The organism is Lewinella sp. LCG006, assembly GCF_040784935.1.
Classification (GTDB): domain Bacteria; phylum Bacteroidota; class Bacteroidia; order Chitinophagales; family Saprospiraceae; genus Lewinella.
This window is the reverse complement of the sequence record NZ_CP160680.1, coordinates 2,660,227-2,678,764: the sequence shown is the minus strand read 5'-3', so window position 1 is coordinate 2,678,764 and position 18,538 is coordinate 2,660,227. Positions and strand designations below refer to the sequence as shown.

14 protein-coding genes are annotated in these 18,538 nt (G+C 46.9%); 3 read left to right on the top strand and 11 right to left on the bottom strand.

All coding sequences use genetic code 11. From position 1 onward, the window contains the following. Window positions 1-273: 273 nt before the first annotated feature. The 7 genes from AB0L18_RS09450 to AB0L18_RS09420 all read right to left on the bottom strand — a co-directional run bounded on the left by AB0L18_RS09450 (window position 274) and on the right by AB0L18_RS09420 (window position 9,530). Entirely contained in the window at window positions 274-2,493 is a 2,220-nt protein-coding gene (locus tag AB0L18_RS09450; RefSeq protein WP_367392341.1) for a DUF5916 domain-containing protein, read from the bottom strand. A 136-nt stretch (window positions 2,494-2,629) separates the two neighbouring features. Next, window positions 2,630-2,953: a DUF4286 family protein gene (locus tag AB0L18_RS09445; RefSeq protein WP_367392340.1), complete on the bottom strand. Its 324-nt coding sequence runs from the start codon at window positions 2,951-2,953 to the stop codon at window positions 2,630-2,632. Window positions 2,954-2,962: 9 nt separating this feature from the next. Continuing rightward, window positions 2,963-4,285, bottom strand: coding sequence for a UDP-N-acetylglucosamine 1-carboxyvinyltransferase (murA, locus tag AB0L18_RS09440; protein WP_367392339.1), 1,323 nt, complete (start codon window positions 4,283-4,285; stop codon window positions 2,963-2,965). Window positions 4,286-4,384: 99 nt separating this feature from the next. After that, the gene (locus AB0L18_RS09435; protein ID WP_367392338.1) at window positions 4,385-5,095 is read right to left on the bottom strand and encodes a DUF4290 domain-containing protein; all 711 of its coding nucleotides are present in this window, start codon (window positions 5,093-5,095) and stop codon (window positions 4,385-4,387) included. A 10-nt stretch (window positions 5,096-5,105) separates the two neighbouring features. Continuing rightward, window positions 5,106-6,944, bottom strand: a complete 1,839-nt coding sequence (gene glmS, locus AB0L18_RS09430) for a glutamine--fructose-6-phosphate transaminase (isomerizing) (protein WP_367392337.1) — start codon at window positions 6,942-6,944, stop codon at window positions 5,106-5,108. Between the two features lie 231 nt (window positions 6,945-7,175). After that, window positions 7,176-8,570 (bottom strand): DUF4270 family protein, encoded by a 1,395-nt coding sequence (locus AB0L18_RS09425; RefSeq protein ID WP_367392336.1) that lies wholly within the window; start codon window positions 8,568-8,570, stop codon window positions 7,176-7,178. A 138-nt stretch (window positions 8,571-8,708) separates the two neighbouring features. Then, entirely contained in the window at window positions 8,709-9,530 is an 822-nt protein-coding gene (locus AB0L18_RS09420; RefSeq protein ID WP_367392335.1) for a glycogen/starch synthase, read from the bottom strand. A gap of 217 nt (window positions 9,531-9,747) precedes the next feature. On the opposite strand from AB0L18_RS09420, the gene panC reads away from it, so the two are divergent. Together panC and panD are read left to right on the top strand one after the other, a co-directional pair. Continuing rightward, window positions 9,748-10,608 carry a pantoate--beta-alanine ligase gene (gene panC, locus AB0L18_RS09415; protein ID WP_367392334.1) on the top strand — a complete coding sequence of 287 codons (861 nt, stop codon included), beginning with the start codon at window positions 9,748-9,750 and terminating at the stop codon, window positions 10,606-10,608. A 205-nt stretch (window positions 10,609-10,813) separates the two neighbouring features. Continuing rightward, the gene (gene panD, locus AB0L18_RS09410; RefSeq protein ID WP_367392333.1) at window positions 10,814-11,161 is read left to right on the top strand and encodes an aspartate 1-decarboxylase; all 348 of its coding nucleotides are present in this window, start codon (window positions 10,814-10,816) and stop codon (window positions 11,159-11,161) included. Between the two features lie 180 nt (window positions 11,162-11,341). On the opposite strand, the gene smpB is transcribed toward panD, so the two are convergent. The 4 genes from smpB to AB0L18_RS09390 all read right to left on the bottom strand — a co-directional run bounded on the left by smpB (window position 11,342) and on the right by AB0L18_RS09390 (window position 16,818). Next, entirely contained in the window at window positions 11,342-11,812 is a 471-nt protein-coding gene (gene smpB, locus AB0L18_RS09405) for an SsrA-binding protein SmpB (protein ID WP_367392332.1), read from the bottom strand. 224 nt (window positions 11,813-12,036) lie between these two features. Next, entirely contained in the window at window positions 12,037-14,283 is a 2,247-nt protein-coding gene (locus AB0L18_RS09400) for a S9 family peptidase (protein ID WP_367392331.1), read from the bottom strand. A 73-nt stretch (window positions 14,284-14,356) separates the two neighbouring features. After that, window positions 14,357-15,163, bottom strand: a complete 807-nt coding sequence (locus tag AB0L18_RS09395; protein WP_367392330.1) for an alpha/beta hydrolase — start codon at window positions 15,161-15,163, stop codon at window positions 14,357-14,359. 8 nt (window positions 15,164-15,171) lie between these two features. Next, window positions 15,172-16,818: a hypothetical protein gene (locus tag AB0L18_RS09390; protein ID WP_367392329.1), complete on the bottom strand. Its 1,647-nt coding sequence runs from the start codon at window positions 16,816-16,818 to the stop codon at window positions 15,172-15,174. A gap of 524 nt (window positions 16,819-17,342) precedes the next feature. Here AB0L18_RS09390 and AB0L18_RS09385 point away from each other — a divergent pair. After that, the gene (locus AB0L18_RS09385) at window positions 17,343-18,521 is read left to right on the top strand and encodes a PorP/SprF family type IX secretion system membrane protein (RefSeq protein ID WP_367392328.1); all 1,179 of its coding nucleotides are present in this window, start codon (window positions 17,343-17,345) and stop codon (window positions 18,519-18,521) included. The last annotated feature ends 17 nt before the right edge of the window (window positions 18,522-18,538 follow it).

Below are 18,538 nucleotides of genomic sequence, written 5' to 3'. Positions count from 1 at the left end.
GGACAGTAAAGGCCATATTTTGGCTTCTCAAGGCACAAAACATCTTGTTTAACCCGATTTTTCAAAGAACTTGGCCGGAACCAATGGATCAATTCGCAGGAGTTACACTTGCTTATTTATCCTCATGTATTCCCAAATCCTATTCCCGGTCACCCTGTAAGGCTATGTTCCCACTTTGCTCGCTTGCGGGAACAAAAGATAGCGGCGTCTTCCCTCCAACTCCGAGCGAAGCGATCACCGAAGGTAAAGCCCCCCGGACGAACAAGTCTATTGCTATGTATTTAACCAATACGTCACCTTTGCTACGATCGACCGGTTTTTCACATTCCAATCCAGTGAATTGTAATTATCGGTATACACCAAAAAGAAATCAGAGACTGGAGCAAAACGCCATTGCATACGTGCATTGACATTGAAATTGTCGATTTGGCTATTGTACTGAAAAAAGGTGGTGAGGAAAATATTTTTCGTAAAGGTCAGGTCAATACGAGGACCAATCAAAAATAAGCTGGCGCTGGCGTAGGGATCAGGAAGGTCGATGTAACTGTAATTCGTCGTCAGGGAGATCTGCCCCAGCGGCTGGTAACGCCAGGTGATATTGGTTTGCAAGCCGTAGCGATAGCCATTGAAAAACTGGCCTGCTGTGGGCTCTAGTCGATACGAGAAGGTTTTACGGCTGTCAGAATTGTATTCCATCGACAACCGGTTATAGGTGTAGCCGGTAGCTCCTGGCAGGGGTGTAGCATCGGTATTGGTAGGATCAAAATCCTCCAACAGATATACATACTCATTCCCAAAATCGAAACTCAGCCGGCTATTATTTGTAAAGCTAATATCCCAGGATAAAAACATAAACCTATCGGTATTACCCTCTTCGGGGGTCCACAAAAAACGTGATCGGAAGCGGGGGCCATGCCGGTTGATGGGGCCTTTTTCAGGATAAAAAAACAGCTCCCCTCTAGGGTTAATTTGCCAATAGTTTTTACGGGGAACAAAGCCCACTTCAGCATCGTATTCTTCACCTACATACCGCTGCTCCATTCCAAACGCATACCGCCGTTCAAGGTAATCGACCCGAGCGCCATGCGAGAAAGGATTTTTTCCTTGCGTCGGTGAAAAAGAGTGATGAAAGTAAAACTTGCCATTCCATCGATTATCCGCCGATGCCAGGTTGTAGTCTAATCCTGCCACACGGTTGTAGGCATTATTGAGGGTATCTCCAGCGAGATCGGCGAAGGTTTGCTTGTTTACAAAAATGAAGCCTAGATTGGAGCGTGAAAACATTTTCCTTTGCAAAGCTGCTACGGTGTAATTGTAGCTGGGCAGCCCATTTTCGTCATCCTTAGCCGTTTGCATATTCAAAAGGCCTAGCCGCCAGTTATTGTCCAGCTTGCCACTGAGGCGAGCACCATAATAGATGGGATTGGAAATGGCAGCACCAGTGCTGGTATCTTGTGAAACGCCAATTCTGCGGGAGAAAAAAGGATTGACCTGATCATCGCCAAAGGTGCCAAAAAGATCAGCGTTCTCCAGAAAGAACTGTCGCCGTTCCGGAAAGAAAACTTCAAACCGACTAAGATTGATCACTTGCTGATCTACTTCTACCTGACTAAAATCGGGGTTGACCGTCAGGTCGAGATTAAGGCCGGAGGTCACGGCTATTTTGGCGTCTCCACCCACGCCAAAAGTACTTGTAGACGGTAAGCCCTCTTCATAATCACGTTGGGTAGCTCCACTAAGGTAAGGAATGAGCGAGATACTACTATTGTTTGTGGTAGGTGCTTCTTCCCACTGCATATTGCCCATATAGGCCAAGCTCATAATGATCTGATTCTGGGGAATCGGCTGCCAGGTAGAGCGGGTATTACTTTGCGTATCAAAACGGTAACTATTGAAATACCAGTCTACTTGCCCTTCCGGGAAACGTATGGTACTAAAAGGGATGGCGATTTCACAAGACCAGTAATCATCAAAAATGGCTGATTCGCCCTGCCACTTATTGTCCCATTCTCCCAGCCAGTCGTCGTTACTTCTTCCTCCATTAGAAATCAGTGCTTCCCGCATAACACCGTAAGGGTTCATCCCAAAAACGAAAGCATTGGTACGATCGCGAAAAGGATCAAGTAGAAATGTGATATTATCACTACCGCCCGCCCGATAATCCCGGCGCAAGCTCGGGGTCACATATTTATTACCCGGAGCATAGCATTTGGCACCGATGTAGAGGTTGTTTTCATCGAAGGTCATGTAAATTTCTGTCTTCCACGCACACCGAGAAGTGTCGGAAGGGAAGTTCTCCCAAAAATCAACTGCAGGTCTTCCCGTAAACCAGGCGGCCTCATCGAGCTGACCATCGATAGTGATTTTCTCTTGAGATTTTCGCAGATAGAGCCCCTCTTCTTGCTCCTCGCTTGCCATTTGCAAGGCCATCTGGGAAAAAGACGGTATAAGGCTACTGCAAAGCAGTAACAATAGCAAAAGTTGCTTTGTCATGATAATAAGCGTTTTCCTACTAGTAAACTGTCCTTCACAACGATTAACACCGGTGAGGGTTCATTCAAAGGTACGTTAGTACGAAATACTTATTTAAGATCAAATTTAAAAGCAGTGAAAGACCTATCTATTGCGGTCAAATTTCGCCATCTCCCCTTTCCACCACTTTCATTATAGAGCGAAAAGCAACGTATTTTTCCTGGTAGCGTTCGTGATGTTTACGTTGCAAGTCGGCGGCGTATTTTTCCTGGTACTCTTGATAAGCACCAAAATCGTGGGCCAAATACTGGATGCTATACGTAAAACCTTCGGTCTCGTCGGTACCGAGTAAGCGAGAGATGGTGTATTCTAAAAACATTCCGGTTTGCATCATTTCCGGAAGGTGAACGACCTTCATCCATGCCAACCAATCATTGTGGCTGGCATGATCTATCTTTATCGTGACGTTATATAATATCATAAGCTTTTTTTATTCCTCCAGTCTGGTAATTTTTGCACCCAGTGCTACCAAGCGTTCGTCAATACGTTCGTATCCACGATCAATTTGGTGGATGTTGCGAATAGTGCTCTTGCCTTTTGCCGACAAGGCAGCAATCAGTAATGCCACACCCGCACGAATATCCGGAGAAGTCATTTCTATTCCTCTCAACTGAAAGCGTCGATTAAGACCAATCACGGTGGCCCGATGAGGATCGCAGAGGATGATTTGCGCACCCATATCAATAAGTTTATCCACAAAAAAGAGGCGGCTTTCAAACATTTTCTGGTGGACCAAAACACTGCCCTTCGCTTGCGTAGCAATCACTAAAATCACACTCATCAGGTCGGGTGTAAACCCAGGCCAAGGAGCATCATAAACGGTAAGAATGGAACCATCAATAAAGCTCTGGATTTCATATTCTTCCTGCGCGGGGATATGAAGATCATCTCCTACAACATCAATCTGGATACCCATCCGTCGGAAGGTATGGGGGATGATGCCCAACTCGTCTACGCGGCAATCTTTGATGGTAATCTCTGATTTGGTCATCGCGGCCAAACCAATAAAACTACCAATTTCAATCATATCGGGGAGTAAGCGATGCTCCGTCCCTTGCAACTGATCTACCCCTTCGATATGTAAGCGATTGGAGCCAACCCCATTGATTTTAGCCCCCATAGCTTGCAACATCCGACAAAGTTGCTGCACATAAGGTTCACATGCGGCGTTGTAGATCGTTGTTTCTCCTTCTGCCAACACGGCAGCCATTACTACATTGGCCGTACCCGTAACGGAAATCTCTTCCATGTGCAGGTAGCAACCTTGCAAACGGCCTTCCGCTTTAAAAGCATACAGGTTACGCTCATTATCGAAGGAAAAGTGCCCACCTAGTTGCTCCAACCCTAGCAGGTGGGTATCCAGGCGGCGGCGGCCAATTTTATCACCTCCTGGTTTAGGCAATGAAGCCCGTCCGAAGCGCGCCAGAAGTGGCCCAATCAACATGACCGAGCCGCGAATACGACTGGCATCACGGGTAAAATCCTGGGTAAGTACGTAATCGAGGTCTACATTTGCTGCGACAAAACGGTAAGTATCGCTGCTCAGTTGAGTCACCTCTACCCCTAAGCCTTTTAGTAATTCTATCAATTTATCGACATCACGGATAGCCGGCAAATTGCTAATAACGACGGGTTCGCTGGTAAGTAATACGGCACAAAGCACCTGTAGTGCTTCGTTCTTTGCTCCCTGTGGGACGATCTCTCCCTTCAAAACGTGACCACCTTCTACCACGAAGGTTCCAGATGCATGCATGAGTTGACAACTTGTGATGATCAATAAAGTTCAAAGCAGTGTACGTAAAGGATACGGCACACTGCTTTGCATTAATTTAAAAGAACGAATAGTACTGGCCTACTTGCGCGATCCACGCCGGCCGTTCCCACTGCTTTTGCGGCGACCACCGCTGCTACTGCCGCGGTTGCTGTAGCCACCAGAAGAACGCTTACCTCCTTTGCTGCCTCCACTGCTGGTGGGCCGACGGCGCTGGGTGGTCTTGTTGACCAAATTGTCCAGTGACTGCTCTTCGGGTATTTCCAACAAGCCTTTTGACAAGGACTTGAGGTCTGCCTTGATGATTTCGTCACTTACGTAATGCTCGCGGTTCCAGGTTTTGTAGGCCAGTTTCATGTAAGCCGCGATGGCCGCAACATAGCCTTCTTTTTTCGGACCGTCCTCCATAGCGATGGCCTTCTTGATCATCGTCTGAACATTATGGCCATAATGACGGTACTGCGCTTCCGTTTCGGGATAAGGCACCGTGTCTGGAAACAAACGACCACTGACATCTTCTGGCATGTCTACCCCTTCTGGTGGGCTGACCCTTAAATCATTCTCGGCAATCCGAAACAAGTGGCGCCACAGTTTACCTTTATAATCTTCGATATTACGGTTCTGGGGTACCATCTGCATCATTAACTTAATGATGCGTTCGGCAAATCGCTGGCGTAGCGCATCATCTTCGATGGTACGAGCGTGGTCTACCATAAGCTGCACGTGTCTTCCGTATTCAGGAATCGTGAGATTATCTTTGGCAGAGTTGTAGGTCATATTCCAATCTATCATACTCTTTTCTTTATTCTACTGTTACTGATTTCGCCAGATTACGGGGCTGATCTACATTACAGCCACGCATGAGGGCTATATGGTAAGACAATAACTGTAGTGGGATAACCGACAATAAAGGGGTAAATGGTTCCTCTGTATTGGGGATTTCAATAACATGATCAGCCATTTTGCTAATCACTGTATCTCCTTCGTTTACAATTGCAATAACAAGGCCTTTGCGCGCTTTGACTTCTTGAATATTGCTTACGATTTTATCATAAGCACTCCGGTTTGTCGTAATCACAATCACCGGCATATTCTCGTCGATCAAAGCGATTGGCCCGTGCTTCATCTCGGCTGCTGGATATCCTTCAGCGTGGATGTAGGAAATTTCTTTTAATTTCAGCGCGCCTTCCAGCGCAACGGGAAAATTATAACCCCGCCCTAGATAAAGGGCGTTAGAGTGGTCTTTGATTTCGCCCGCAATATAACGTATTTGCTCGTCCTTTTCCAGTACCCGCCGAATCTTATCGGGAATATTCGCCAATTCACTGACCAATTGACGAAAATAAGAATTGGAAATCGTCCCACGCTTGTGCGCCAGGCTCAGGGCCATCATCGTGAGCAGGCTCACTTGCCCCGTAAAGGCTTTGGTAGAGGCGACCCCAATTTCGGGGCCAGCGTGAATATAAGAACCGGCGTCCGTAATCCTAGCGATAGAAGAACCTACCGAGTTGACGATTCCAAAAAGCATGGCTCCCTTTTGTTTCGCCATTTCTAAAGCAGCTAGCGTATCGGCGGTTTCTCCCGACTGAGAGATCGCAATCACCAGGTCTTTTTCCCGAATAATCGGGTTGCGGTAACGCAATTCAGAGGCGTACTCCACTTCGACCGGAATCCGGGCGAGATCTTCAAACAAGTATTCCGCAATTAATCCAGCGTGCCAGGAAGTACCACAGGCGGCTATAATAAAGCGATCTGCCTGCATTACTCTGTTGGCAAATTCTTCTAGTCCTCCTAATCTAATCCATCCTTCTTCTGCGTTCAAGCGGCCCCGCATACAATCGGCTACCGTTTGCGGTTGTTCGTGAATTTCTTTAAGCATGAAGTGATCATAGCCTCCTTTCTCCAGTGCTTCGATTTTCATGTCCAGCTCGTGCACAAAAGGCGTCTGCTCTTCATTCCCGATAGAGCGCAATTGGAGGCCATCTTCCAGGCTCACCACCGCGATTTGCTCATCATCGAGATAAACAACCCGGTTGGTGTACTCGATAATTGGCGTAGCATCTGAAGCCAGAAAAAATTCGTTTTTGCCCAAACCCACTACCAGCGGGCTCGCTTTACGAGCCGCTACAATTTTTCCGGGGTCATCTTGGTCGATCACAACAATCGCATAAGCACCGATCACCCTTGTGAGTGCTACCCGTACGGCTTCTTCTAAAGGAAGATTGTCTCGCTCCTGAACCGCTTCAATCAAATGGGTAAGTACTTCGGTATCCGTCTCACTTTTAAAAACGTGTCCGTCTTTTTCTAAAGCGGTCTTTAGCAAAGCATAGTTTTCAATGATGCCATTGTGCACCAAAGCAATTCGCCCATTTCCTGATTGGTGAGGGTGCGCATTGACGTGGTCGGGAACCCCGTGCGTAGCCCAACGAGTGTGGCCAATACCCAAAGAGCCAGAAAGATCTTTTTCAGCTGCAAAGTCCAGTAGATCCTGAACCTTCCCTTTTCTTTTGTAGATGTGGAGACCTCCGTTCAGTAATGCAACCCCAGAGCTATCATATCCACGGTATTCCAGGCGCTGAAGGCCTTTAATGAGTATTGGATACGCTTGGCGCGGGCCTAAATAGGCAACAATTCCACACATGTCTTTTTGTTTTTGGTCCAGGATTACAGTAGTATACCTAGTATTGCGCAGAAAATAAAACACGATTTTTCTTAAGCTTTTTCAAATAGTTAAAACACTTTAAATGAAGCGCTTATTCAACTATTTGAAAAACAAAATCGTGTTTTCTTTTCGTGCTGTTCCTACGCGAAAAGAATGTCCTGATTGGATCAGGACATTCTTTAAACTAATGTCACACTGCTGTTATTTGTTCTATAAATCCGTAAAAGACACCTTAAGAACAGGAGGATTAACTACTGCTCCAGGTCCTTTAAATATAACTTGACGCGCATTCCCTTGCCGGGGAAATACGGCTAAATATATCGTTTCCATCTCTGAGCCGTCAATAACATACTGGGTATGTATGGACATATTCAGTTTATACAAAATATCTCCTCCTGTTTGCTCCTCGGGTTGTCCACCAAAATAAACGGATAAATCATTGGGCAAAACCGAAACATCACTGATCACCAGGTACTCTCCTTCGTCGGTTCTCCTCAACGCGACGATCTGTGTCGGTACAGGATTAAAGAGGATATCATAATCGGCAGGTATGGCTACCGTCAGTTCCAGCTCTGCCTTATTGATCACTTTCTGGCTAAAGTTATCCAAGCCAGGAATATCAAAAGCGATCTGTAAGCCTTGCAAGCCTTGCAGGAACATGAGACTATCCTGCGTATCAGGATTGGCCATAAAATCACCGACAACATAGCCTTCGTAGTCGTGTTTATAAGTACTGATCCGACGACCAATACTGCCTGCTTCCAGGCTATAAGTAAGGGTATCTGTACCCGCACGGTAGTAGAAATAAACACCTGACCAGCTGCGATTTAGGCTAAAATTGAGCAATCCTGGAGATACTCCGGTGGGTTTTACGTACAAACCTTTGAAAAACTCCAACAAGGTGCTATCGTTGGCAAATACGGAAGTATCCTGCTGAAAGAAGGTTTCGCCAAAAGCATTATCCAAACGTACGCGAACGTGAGGCGATTTCAGGTCAACCGTATCCAGAGTACTAAAGCTAATGTCTTTTTTCACAAAGACGCTATCGTCGTAATTGGGACGAAACATCGTCGAAGCCAAGGGCATCGGATCGGTATCGTAAAAAATGTTGCTAAAGAAAGAGACATTGCCATCTTCATCATAAACAACGGGCTCAAGCTGCTCGGTTACCCGGTATACCTCTACCCCAAATTCGCCGTTTACATCACCATAAATTCCGGCGGAATCCAATGGAAGCACAAGCACAATAGAATCAAGAATGACGGTATTGGGGTTGAACGTCGAAAGAAAGTCGATTGGATTACCTCCCAAATCGCGGGAAAGCAGCGGTTCCAGATAAAACCCTGCTTCGGTAATGCCGAAATAGGGATTCTCGGTTCGCCCAAAGAGGAAGGTAGAAATTGCGCCTACACCAGGAGAAAAAGCACTCACGGAGTCCGCTATTTCGGTTCTTACTTTCAGCTGTAGGGTATCTGTAAACCCAACCCTTGCCCGGTCTTCATCCAATAAATTGGCCCCTACTTCGAGAGGGTCAGTACAGCTAGCAAGTACAAAAGAAAGTGCGCAACAAACGACCAAAAGTTTGGTCCAGAAACTATTCTTCATAAAAATGTTGATGCTTTTCGCATATCATCCCCCATACAGTTGCTACTGTACAGTAAGAAGGACACACGCCACAAAGAGGTACAACGAGAGGTTTTCAACAGTAGTATTTATAAGGTCAAAAACCTGCTACCGAAAACCCTAACTTTCAACCTCTTCCGTCAAAAGTGATTGATAAAATTCAATAAGGTTAGCCCGGAAATTTTCTTCATCATAAGCCAGTACCGGTTTATCGGTTTTAGCTAATGCTGTAACAGCTTCCTGCGAAAGCTCCTCCGAAGCGCGGACGATGGCGTCAGCGTAGTGGATCGCTCCTGCTTCCAACTGCACATGGTCACCATCCTGGTAATTGTGCAAATCTTCTTCTGACAGATTATTGATCGACGCTTTGGTAGCGAAGTTTTCACTAAAATGAGCAGAAAAATTATCGGACGCGTAGGTAGAGTAAACAATTTTGGCCGGCTCAAAAAGAGGTTCGTTCTTATAAGCTGTTTTGAGATACAACGGAATAAGACTCGTCATCCAACCATGACAGTGGATAATATCAGGAGCCCAACCAAATTTCTTTACCGTTTCTAAAACTCCTTTACAGAAAAAGACGGTGCGATCGGCATTGTCTTCAAAAGGCTTGCCTTTATCGCTCTGGAAGATTTGCTTCCGCTTGAAGAAATCATCATTGTCAAGGAAGTAAACCTGCATCCGGGCCTCTGGCAAAGAAGCCACTTTAATAATCAAAGGATAATCATCGTCATCAACAATGATATTCATGCCAGAAAGCCGTACTACCTCATGTAGACGATGACGACGTTCGTTGATAGTGCCAAACCGAGGCATAAGTACCCTGATCTCCATGTTTTTCTCTTGCACATACGGGGCCAGTTGACGAACAGTCTCGGAAACTTGCGAGAGGGTTGTATATGGCTCCATTTCCTGGGTAACTATCAATACCTTCTTTTTGCTCATACGCCTGCTATCTCTATTTTCAAAAAAGAATCAAAGATCGTTTATATCAGAATTGCTAATCGATTAAGAAGATAAATCTTCCGCCCAACTATTCAATTCAGGCTGCAAAGATAGTAAAAATCAGGCATTTGCCTTTTAAACAGGTTCTTTAAAAAGGTCTCTTTCTGAAAAACGGCTATATTTGCTTCCCGCTTTCGGGAAGAAAATTCATTATTTCATGCAATTGTTTAAACGCGTTGATCAGCTCCAGGCTTTTCTGAATGCTGAAAGGGTCAATAATCGCTCCGTTGGTTTTATCCCAACGATGGGTGCTTTGCATGCTGGACATTTGACTTTGGTTAAGCGGTCGTTGGCCGAAAATCAAATTACAGTTGCCAGCATCTTTGTGAATCCTACCCAATTCAACGAAGCAAACGACCTGGACAGGTATCCCCGAACTCCGGGTAAAGACCTGCAAGCACTAGCAAAGGTTGGTTGTAATGTCGCTTTTTTACCGGAAGTAGATGACGTTTACCCTCCAGGACTGGATACCCGCTTGCAGATCGACTTATCGGGACTGGACGCCCGGATGGAAGGCGCACAACGCCCCGGGCACTTCGACGGTGTTGCACAAGTTGTGAAACGTTTTTTGGATATCATCCAGCCGGAAAACCTTTACATGGGTCAAAAGGATTACCAACAGCAACTGATCATAAAACAAATGGTTCGGGTACTCGACCTTCCCTACCGGGTTATCACTGTTCCTACGGTGCGCGAAGAAGATGGCCTGGCCTTGAGTTCCAGAAACGTCCTATTAGATCCAGAAATTCGTCAGCGATCGGTTATCCTGTACCAAACCCTTCTAGAAGCCAAAAAACGTCTGATCAAAGGTGAGCTTCCTAAAGATATCGAAACCTGGGCCATGGAAGCACTCAGCCAACCGGGGTTCCGTCCGGAATATTTCTCCATCGTTGATGGGCATAGCCTTCAACCACTCCCCGACCAAGAAGAACTTGCAGAGCTAATTGTTGCCTGTACAGCCGTCTGGGCCGGAGAGGTGAGGCTGATTGATAATCTCCCACTGAGAGGCAACCTGTAACTTTCTCCTTGTTTCTGCGTCAAAAAAGCGACAGACTAAACAAACTGATCCTAATTTTGTTTTGTTTGTGTCTTACAAACGAACTTTCATTAAAAGGAAGAGGAGTTTAAGCCAATGTTTAGCAAATTTTATACTTTTGCGATTCTTCTCCTTGCGTAGAAAGCAAATTGAATCTTCTCTTTAGTAACTTGATGGAAACAAGCTTATGCTAATTCAACGCTTTAAATCAAAAATTCACCGCGCCGTAGTCACCGAGGCCAACCTCAACTACGTGGGCAGTATCACCATTGATGAAGATTTATTGGATGCCGCCAACCTACAGGAAGGAGAACGCGTGCAAATTGTGAATAACAACAATGGCGAACGCTTTGAGACCTACACCATCAAAGGGGAGCGAGGCTCCGGGATGATCTGCCTGAATGGTGCCGCCGCACGCCGGGTACAAGTAGGAGATGTGGTCATCATTATCGCCTATGGCTGGATGACGCCCGAGGAAGCAAAGACCTACCAGCCAGATGTGGTTTTCCCGGGAGAGGGAAATAAGCTGATCTAAATGGGTAGATAGATGGCAGGCCGCTTCGCGCGCCTTTTTGTAGAGGGTAGAGGGATTGAAATGCCGCTACTCTTTGATTTCGTATATCGCCATGGTTCAAAATAGTCAGTGCATCCCTTCACGATGCCCAAAGTCCCTCTATCTTCTACCCTTAGGGGTGATGCAATCGCCCCGCCCCCTCTACAAGTTCGCCTTCTTGATCCGATCCAAATCCCGCTTCATGTCTTTTTGTTTGATGGAGTCGCGTTTGTCGTAAGTCTTTTTACCCTGCGCCAGGGCTATTTCCATCTTGGCAAAGCCCCGCTCATTGATATAAAACTTGTGCGGAACAATGGTAAAACCTTTCTCTTTGACCTTCTTTTCCAACTTCCGAAGCTCGGCCCGCTTGAGCAATAATTTTCGGACTCTCCTTTCTTCGTGGTTGAACTGGTTGCCGTAAGTATAAGGCGCGATAAACATGCTGTAGATGAACAGCTCTCCATTTTTGAACAAGCAGTAGGCATCTCTCAGATTGACGTTGCCAGCACGTACAGACTTGATCTCCGTACCCAATAACAGGATACCCGCTTCAACAACATCAATAAACTCAAATTCAAAAGTCGCGCGTCGGTTGACGATCTCGATCAGTGGTTTTTGCTTTTTCGTAGCCATTTTGCTTGTTCTATTCTCTTCGTGGTGGTAAGTGAGCGTATAAAAATAAGGTGATCTATTACTAAAGTTGCTGCTTCAAGAACAACACCATAAACCAAAAGTTCCCTAAAAAGCAACTACGCATTTCTTATGCCTGATGCAATTGAGCGTTGGAAGGCACTTTTGAAGTGCCTTCCAACTGGTCGCACACAAGAAGTAACTACGGCTTTTTTCTGCCTGATGCACTAGTTATGGCTACTATTGTTCTTCTGTACCGGCTCTGCCCGTAACAAACCCGCAGGGCGGGCCGCTTCTTGACGGGGGCGCACTTTCAATTTTTCGTTCAGAAAGTTCGTCATCTTAGTGTATAAATGCAAGCGAGTAGGGCCACCGTAAATACCGTGATTGCGGTTGGGGTAAAAATAAGTCTCGAATTGCTTATTCTCCATGATGAGGGCATTGGCCATTTCTGCCGTGTGTTGAAAATGGACATTATCGTCGCCCATGCCGTGGATCAGCAGGTATTCTCCCTCCAACTGATCGGCGAAATAGACGGGAGAATTTTCCTGATAACCCTCTTCGTTTTCCTCTATGGTACGCATGTAGCGCTCGGTGTAGATGCTATCGTACCATTTCCAGTTGGTGACGGGAGCCACAGCAATGGCAGCTCTGAATACGTCATTGCTCTTCAAGATACAAGAGCTGGCCATGTAGCCACCATAGCTCCAGCCAAAGATTCCGATCCGTTTTGCATCAATGTAGGGGAGGTTTCCGAGGTAACGGGCAGCTTCCGTCTGGTCAATCGTTTCATAGTGACCGAGGCGCTGGTAAGTCATTTTCTTAAACTGTTCTCCCCGAGCACCGGTACCACGGTTATCCACACTCACCACAATGTACCCTTGCGATGCCAGCATTTGGAACCACCAATAATTTTGGCCACCCCAGCTATCCGTTGCCGTCTGGCTGCCAGGGCCTCCATACACGTACATCAATACGGGGTGCAAGCGCTTTTCGCTGAAGTTGGGCGGCTTGATCATGTAGCCATTCAAGGTCACATCGTCAGCGGTATTGAATTGGAAAAACTCCACATTCGATACGCCGTAGGTCTTCTGCAATCCTTGCAGGCGGGCATTGTCCTCAATGACCCGCACTTGCTTGCCTGCACGATCCATCACCGTGTAAGTAGCGGGTGTATTTTGGGAAGAATAAGTCAATACGAAGTAATCAAAAGTGCTGCTAAACTGCGCACTGTTGGTCCCTGCTACGCCAGCCAGAAGGGTGGTATTGCCCTTGCCTTTGATCAACTGACCATACACTTCCCGTTGCATTGGGTTCTTCTTGGCGGCCTGGTAGTAGATCATTCCATTGGCTTCATCCAGGCCGTAGAAGTTGGTCACTTCCCAGTTGCCCATGGTGAGCTGTTGTGCGAGGCTACCGTCCATGTTGTAAAGATAGACGTGGTTCCAGCCATCCTTTTCACTCGTCCAGACAAACTGGTCGCTGTTCTCCAGGAAGGCAAGGTTATCATGGATATCGATGTAATAATCACTTTTTTCCTGCAAAAGTGTTTTGCTATTTCCCGCAAAATCCAACAGGCGCAGCTCCAGCTTACTCTGATGGCGATTCATAAAGAACACACACAACTCTCCGGCTTTACGCGTCCACTTGATGCGTGGGAAATACTCCCATTCTGCACCTGTTTTTGCTACTTCTTTGGTCTTGCCTGAGTTCAGGTCATAGATATGGATGCTGACATCACTGTTCTTCTCGCCTACTTTGGGGTACTTGAAGGTGACATACTCCGGGTATAAGTCATCATTGTAGTTGGTCATGGTAAACTCTTTCACCGCTGATTCATCAAATCGGTAGAAACCAATTTGCTGACCATCAGGCGACCAGAAAAACCCATTGTCATCGCCAAATTCTTCTTCGTAAACCCAATCGGTGGCACCGTTGATGATTTTATTGACTTCTCCATCCGCGGTGATTTGGGTTACTTTTCGGTTGAGGAGATCCTGGACGTAAAGGTTGTTTTCGTAAACGAAAGCCACTTTATCGCCTTGTGGATTCAAGGCCGCCAGGCGTACTTGCTTGCCTTCTTCAAATACCCGCTCTACGCTTTTCGTGGAACGATTGTAAATAAAAAAGTCAGCAGCATAAGAGTGGCGGAAAATCGGCCGGTGGTTATTGCTGAGAATGATCCGCGCTTCATCGTCCGTAAACTGGTAGCTAGTAATATTATCTACCTGGGCAATGGTGGTGACATTGAGCAAGGTAGCTACCTGTTTGCCAGTGCGCAGATCGTATTGCTCAATTTTATTGTTTTCCAAACGGGTATAATGCTGGCCGTCATTCATGAAGGTAAAACCAGGTACCTGCTTGGGCGTAAAGAGGTAATCTTCCCAGATTCTTTCCAGCGAAATTTGCGCTTGGCTAAATCCTACTGTCTGTAGGCCAAGGCTCAAAACTAAAAGGAGAATAAGTCTATTCATGATAAGTTTCTTTTTCGGTCGACAAAAATACGGAAAAGCACTGCATTACACAGCACCAACAAATCAAGGCACCTTAAAAAGCAGCAGATACCTTGTTTCCGATAATATGCTGGAGCTCCTGCCGCAATACCGAACTAAAGATTGCTCCTCTGTGTCCTTTTCCTTCCAGGCTTACCAACTCGGCTGTTTGTGGCAATAGTTTTTGTAAAAAAACCGAGTGCTCAAAGGGAATCAATTCATCTCTTGTACCGTGAAACAGGGTAACGGGGACTTTGACTTCCGCCAACCGCCGATCATTCCGCAAGGGGTATTTGACTAAAAAGGAGGGAACGATAGGAAGGATCAGATTTTTCATTTCCACCATCGAGCGATAAGGTGCTACCAGGCAGAGATGCTGAGGTTGGTTCATGGTGGCTAAATAAGTAGCCACGCCACTGCCGAGGGAATAGCCCAGCACTATGATCTGATTTTCGGCGTAATGTTTTTTTAGCCAATCGTATACCTCCTGAGCATCGGCAAACAACTGTTTTTCGGAAGAAATATGACCGTCACTTTTCCCGTAGCCACGATAATCAGGCATGAAAACATCATAGCCTAAACCCGCCAGATTTTCTGCCTGACGCAGACAACGGCGATTGGAACCGCGGTTGCCGTGCCAGTAGAGGACAACCCCGCGTGTGTCTGGCTGCTTTAGCCATAGCGCGTGAAGCCTAACTTGATCTTCTACTGGCACGTAAACTTCCTCTCCCTCCCAAAATTGGAAGGAAGCTTCCAGAATGGTTGGATTAAAAATGATTCGCTCCTGTTGAAAGTAAAGCACCAGACACACCAGTGCGTAGAGAATGCCAAAAAAGTAAGCTAATCGTTTCATCCATTTCATAAATCATACTATTCCAGCCAAAGAATTTTTCCGGTGTAAGCCTTGGCTGCGGAAGTTTGTAGTTGGTACCAATACATTCCAGCTGGCCAGGCACCACGCTCCACAAGGAAACGGGTTCCGCTGACAGATTGTTGCCAGATTTGTCTCCCCGTAGCGTCAAAAAGCACAAAGGTGCCCTCCTGGATATAATCCGGGCTTTGCACCTGCACCCAGTCGCTGGCAGGGCTCGGGCTTAGCTTGAGTACATCTCGCTCCGTAGTGATTTCCTCCGTAGGAACCACCTGCACTCCCGTAGAATCTTCGGTGTACATGACGACCATCACCATCATTTCATCGTCGCTAGTAGGGCCAAAGTTCACAGGGGCAGGGCCATCATTTACCCATTGTGCTTCGTGTACCAGACCATTGGCGAAGTTCATGGTCAGGGGTTCCAGTGGCTCAAAATAACGGAACGGAATGTGACGATAGTCAAAATAAGGAGATACACAACCGGGCTCTCCCCGTGGGCAAGCGGCATCATAGAGTAGCTCCGTTGGCTGCAAGCTTTCTCGCCGCCAGGCTTTGTAGCTGGTGCCATATTTGTGAGTATGCCCCATGAGGCCCCATAGATAGATCTCGCCCCAACCAGGATTGACGATCTGGGTATGGGTAATTGTGCTTTCGTTATTAGGAATCGGAATATTGCCTTTTACGAGCAGGTCGGTGAACATTTCCTGAGCAGCCGTCCCAGTGGGTTGGGTATATACATTGACGTAAACTTCTGCCTGGTACACCAATGTTGCGGAATAATTGATGTAATGAGAGTTGAGGTCGGCAACCAATCCTTCCCTCCAGCGAAAAGCTGTATTCTGGGGCAAATTGAGATCAGTGGTTTCCTGGATTGCTGCAACCAGATTGATGTTGTTATGAAAAGGGTCGGTACGGAAACCATCGGCAATACCTGCATCACCTCCTTGCCCAAAATTGTACATAATAAAGTGGTGGGAATAAGTGCCGATTTTCATATCCAATCGGTTCACCTCCAGCTCTTCGGGCAATTCCAATTCATATTTTTGAAAATACTCCAGCTCATCGCCTGGTGCAAGGTAAAACGGGCCCATTTTTATTTGGAAGCCTTCTTCTGGAGCAGGAGCTGGTGGTGGTCCGTCGGGAAACGATGCTTGTGCCATGCCACTGTAGTAGTCTTCGATAATCGTGCGATCAACAACAGTTCCGGCAGCAGGTGCGCCATAGAGAATCCATTGCCGGATCATTTCTTTTTCTACATCCGTGAGCAGGGGTTGTCCATAAGGAGGCATGCTTTGCCCTTCGTCGCCACTGGCGTCCAAATGCACGGTTGGCTCAAGGCCTCTGTTCAGTTTCCTAAAAAGGAAGCTACGGTCGACCCGGCCTGGATAAATGTAGGCATCGCCTTTGGCGGCAGCTGTAGCGTTGGCCGGTGTTTGGTTATAAAGGGTGGTATACACATCCTGCATACGCGCGAGCAAAGTACCACCAGTACCTTCCAGGTCTAAGCCCTGCGGAGCATCGGGCCCACTGTGGCAAGTAGCACATTTTGCTTGCAGAATATTGTAAACTTCAATACTGGTAGCCTCCTGGGCGGAAAGGCCCGAAAGCAGTACATAAAAGGACAACAGAAGGGTAAAATAACGCATAGGTGATTAATTTTAAGCGTGGAATACAATAAGGATAGTGGGACCAGGCTGTTCCCCCTATTGCACACAATGGCTTAAAGATCGTGAAAAATAAAGGAAAGTTGTCCGATCATCTGGTAAAAGGAGAAATGCCAAAAAAATTACTAAAAATCATCTTCCTGTTTTTTATCCTTTCCCAACCTTGCATTTTACCTGATCTTTTACCTATCTTTGAAAAACATAATATGTTATCCTGAATTTAGGGTTCCCCATGAGCCTGTCTTGAGAAAGCTTCACAAAAACTCACACCCTTATTTTCCCTGGTTAAGTGAGTAAACATTGACTATTTAATTTTGCGATAGTACGTAGGTATTGTCCCGTAAGGGAACATACTGCTTCAGGTTTTGTGTCACCACAAATCCACAGGTAGTTTTATTGCTGGCGTGCGATAGCTTTTTCAGTGCGATAGCCAACTGAAGGGAGCAGGTCTACCAGAGACTAAGCCCTTGAGCTGTGCTGGCGTACGTCCCAAAAACAACTTCAACATGGTACCCTTCTTTCGCGGGCTGCTTCGTGCAGCTGCCGTGGCCACATGCTGGCTGCTACTCCAATCTCCAAGCCTTTGGGCCCAGGATTTTATCTTTTCCCAGTTCTTCAATACGCCTTTGCATCTCAATCCGGCCTATGTAGGCATCAACGGAGGCCTGACGGGCACGGTCACCTACCGGCGCCAATGGAACCAGATTCCCAGCGGCTTCAATTCTTTTTACGCTTCCGTAGAGAGTTTTGAGCCCTGTCTGCCAGGAGCTATCGGCCTTAGTATAGCTCGTGACATCGAAGGAGAAGGCCTCCTTACGACCACCGCCGCTAAATTACAACTTGGCTTTGTGGCACGTATCGACGGGCGGCGATCGGTACATAATTTCCGCTTGGGCATCAGCCCTTACTGGATGGAAAAACGGATTGATTGGGATCGACTCGTTTTTTCGGATCAGCTCGATCCCCGGTTTGGGAATGTCAACGCCACGGCTTTTGATCCGGGAAGCCGCGTACCGGTACAGTTTGGTGGCGTTGATTTTGGGTTTATCCATCGGGTAGATGTTCGCAAACGCGGAAAGGAAGACCTGCAATTCGATTACGGTATTGCCCTGAACAATTTGCTCAACGTCAGCTTTAACACGGGGCCTATCGAATCATTACAGGGTTTAGACACCCCGCTCCCGCTGCGTTGGGCGGCACACGGGAGTCTCTATCTGCCTTTCCTGAGTGTAGGCAACGGCCAGATCAATCGTTTCCGGCTGGTACCCCAATTTCGACTGGAAGGACAGGGCGGCATCAACGCTACCACCCTTGGCCTGACGGGCCTCTACCAGGGAGGTTCACTGGGTTTGTTTTATCACAATAGCCATCCTTTTGCGGGCTTCCAAAATACAGATGCCTTGATTGCCTATTTAGGTCTCGCTTTTGATTTGGATAAACGGCAAGCCTTGGAAATTGGCCTTAGCTACGATATGAATATTGGTGGCCTGCGCTCTGCTTCTGGTGGCGTGGTGGAAGTTAACATTCGCTACTATCTCCAAAGTGGTGGCTTGTTCTGTAGCGTACTCAGTCCTGGCGGCGCGGGCAAAGGGCGACCCGGTGGCCGAAGCCGCAAAGGCAGCGTACAATGCCCTCCTGTAGGCCGTAGTCATCACCGCCGTTGGAACAATAGCTGGTACCGTTAACTCCCCCAAAATCCGTC

Bases quoted from the DNA above. Each gene is read 5' to 3' on its own strand.
- AB0L18_RS09450 (WP_367392341.1), bottom strand. From the start codon at position 2,493: ATGACAAAGCAACTTTTGCTATTGTTACTGCTTTGCAGTAGCCTTATA.
- AB0L18_RS09445 (WP_367392340.1), bottom strand. From the start codon at position 2,953: ATGATATTATATAACGTCACGATAAAGATAGATCATGCCAGCCACAAT.
- murA (WP_367392339.1), bottom strand. From the start codon at position 4,285: ATGCATGCATCTGGAACCTTCGTGGTAGAAGGTGGTCACGTTTTGAAG.
- AB0L18_RS09435 (WP_367392338.1), bottom strand. From the start codon at position 5,095: ATGATAGATTGGAATATGACCTACAACTCTGCCAAAGATAATCTCACG.
- glmS (WP_367392337.1), bottom strand. From the start codon at position 6,944: ATGTGTGGAATTGTTGCCTATTTAGGCCCGCGCCAAGCGTATCCAATA.
- AB0L18_RS09425 (WP_367392336.1), bottom strand. From the start codon at position 8,570: ATGAAGAATAGTTTCTGGACCAAACTTTTGGTCGTTTGTTGCGCACTT.
- AB0L18_RS09420 (WP_367392335.1), bottom strand. From the start codon at position 9,530: ATGAGCAAAAAGAAGGTATTGATAGTTACCCAGGAAATGGAGCCATAT.
- panC (WP_367392334.1), top strand. From the start codon at position 9,748: ATGCAATTGTTTAAACGCGTTGATCAGCTCCAGGCTTTTCTGAATGCT.
- panD (WP_367392333.1), top strand. From the start codon at position 10,814: ATGCTAATTCAACGCTTTAAATCAAAAATTCACCGCGCCGTAGTCACC.
- smpB (WP_367392332.1), bottom strand. From the start codon at position 11,812: ATGGCTACGAAAAAGCAAAAACCACTGATCGAGATCGTCAACCGACGC.
- AB0L18_RS09400 (WP_367392331.1), bottom strand. From the start codon at position 14,283: ATGAATAGACTTATTCTCCTTTTAGTTTTGAGCCTTGGCCTACAGACA.
- AB0L18_RS09395 (WP_367392330.1), bottom strand. From the start codon at position 15,163: ATGAAATGGATGAAACGATTAGCTTACTTTTTTGGCATTCTCTACGCA.
- AB0L18_RS09390 (WP_367392329.1), bottom strand. From the start codon at position 16,818: ATGCGTTATTTTACCCTTCTGTTGTCCTTTTATGTACTGCTTTCGGGC.
- AB0L18_RS09385 (WP_367392328.1), top strand. From the start codon at position 17,343: ATGGTACCCTTCTTTCGCGGGCTGCTTCGTGCAGCTGCCGTGGCCACA.